The organism is Flavobacterium sp. (genome assembly GCF_049240005.1).
GTDB lineage: Bacteria > Bacteroidota > Bacteroidia > Flavobacteriales > Flavobacteriaceae > Flavobacterium.
On sequence record NZ_JBMLTK010000077.1, the window covers coordinates 1 to 1,726 of the forward strand.

At 41.7% G+C, this 1,726-nt stretch carries 2 protein-coding genes; both read left to right on the forward strand.

Annotated elements, in window-relative coordinates:
- Nucleotides 1–262: choice-of-anchor L domain-containing protein (locus tag ACOVQQ_RS08345; protein ID WP_421817795.1), on the forward strand; the 262-nt coding region annotated here is incomplete at its 5' end.
- A gap of 168 nt (nucleotides 263–430) precedes the next feature.
- A complete protein-coding gene (locus ACOVQQ_RS08350; RefSeq protein WP_421817796.1) occupies nucleotides 431–1,540 on the forward strand; it encodes a T9SS type A sorting domain-containing protein in 1,110 nt (369 codons plus the stop codon).
- Nucleotides 1,541–1,726 lie beyond the last annotated feature (186 nt).

The following is a 1,726-nucleotide window of genomic DNA, read 5'->3' on the forward strand; positions in this document are numbered from 1 at the left end:
TGTATCTCACAACGTTAATTTTAACGGAATGACCGAGCTATTAACTGCGAGTTCATCAATTATTCCGGGAAGGACTTACCACGTAAAATTAGTGATCGCCGACAGACAAGACACCTCATACGACAGTGCAGTTTTTATTCAGGGTGGTTCCTTTCTGCAAGGTCCGCCGAGCTGTATTGATAAAATAGAATTAATAGCTTTTTACGACCTTAATAATGACGGAGAACAACAAGACACCGAACCGCTTTTCTCAAACGGTTAGTTCTCGTATACGGTTAACGATGCAACAGAGCCCGTCAATATTCAAAGTCCAATAGGTAAGTTTAATTTATTCGATCAATCGGCTGGTGATAACACGTACGACATTTCCTATCAAATCAATCCTGAGTATTTGCCTTATTATACTTTGGCAACAAGCGCATATAGCAATATGTCTATCCCATTGGGTAGCGGTACGCAAACCATAAAGTTTCCGATAACTATTGTCCAAACTTTTGCTGATGTAAGCGCTTCCGTAATTCCTTACCAAGCGCCAAGAGCCGGAGATATTGGCAAACTTAAAGTACAAATAAAGAACAACGGCAACGGAACTGCCACTGGAACGCTCTCTTTCCAAAAACCAAATATTGCAACAATTAACAATGTTTCGCCTTCAGTGCAACTAAATACTACTGGCTTTTCCGTTGATTACGCAAACCTTCTTCCAAATGAAATTAGATCGTATCTAGTTACCTATTCCATTCCTCCAATTCCACAAGTTAATATCGATGATGTTTTAACTTCTAGTGCCCAAGTAAGCAATTCAAACGACGCTTTTATCAACGATAATAACGCAAGTTTAGAACAAATTGTTGTAGCTGCCTACGATCCGAACGACAAGCAAGAAAAACACGGAGGAAGCATCGAATTTGCAAGTTTTTCAGAAAATGATTACCTAGAATACACCATTCGTTTTCAAAATACTGGAACCGCAAATGCTATTAATGTACGTATCGAAGATATACTTGGTCCGCAATATAATCTGGAATCGTTACGTATGATCAGTGCCAGTCACACCTACTACATGCAGCGCATTGGCAACGAAGTGAAGTGGTTTTTTGATTTCATCCAATTGCCTGGTGCAGTGCAAAGTCCGGCTGAAAGTATTGGTTACCTAACTTTTAAAATCAAATTGAATCCTGGTTTCACTATGAATGATGTGATCACCAACACCGCTGCCATATATTTCGACACCAATCCGCCGATAATTACAAACACACATACAACGGTATTTTTCGAAAACTTATCTGTTAATCAGCCTCTAAATGAGCTGTTGCAGATTTATCCAAATCCGGCTAAAACGCAAGTCTTTTTCAATTTACCATCAGAAACCATCGAATCGATTGAGATTTACGATTTAACTGGAAAATGCGTTGTCAAAAAATCGGTGAACGATCGTCAGTTTGAACTGAACACCGCAAATTTGTCACGCGGATTTTACTTGGTCAAAGTTCGCACAACAAGCGGCATTGAACTCAGCAAAAAGTTGGCTATAAATTAAAATCTTTATGCCGGCCGGGCGCATCCGCTGTTGCAACTCCACGTGCAGCTGTCGGCAACAGCAACGCGGCGGTACGGGCGTCCTTTGGTCGCCGTACCGCCGCGGCTGTTTTTACGCCTGCCGCACTTGCAGGGTTTCCACGTTGGCTGCTGCCGGAACAGCTTTCCCACTTAACGTTCGTTTCCG

Excerpts from the sequence above, each read along its gene's own strand:
- ACOVQQ_RS08350 (WP_421817796.1), top strand. The coding sequence starts at position 431 with ATGTCTATCCCATTGGGTAGCGGTACGCAAACCATAAAGTTTCCGATA.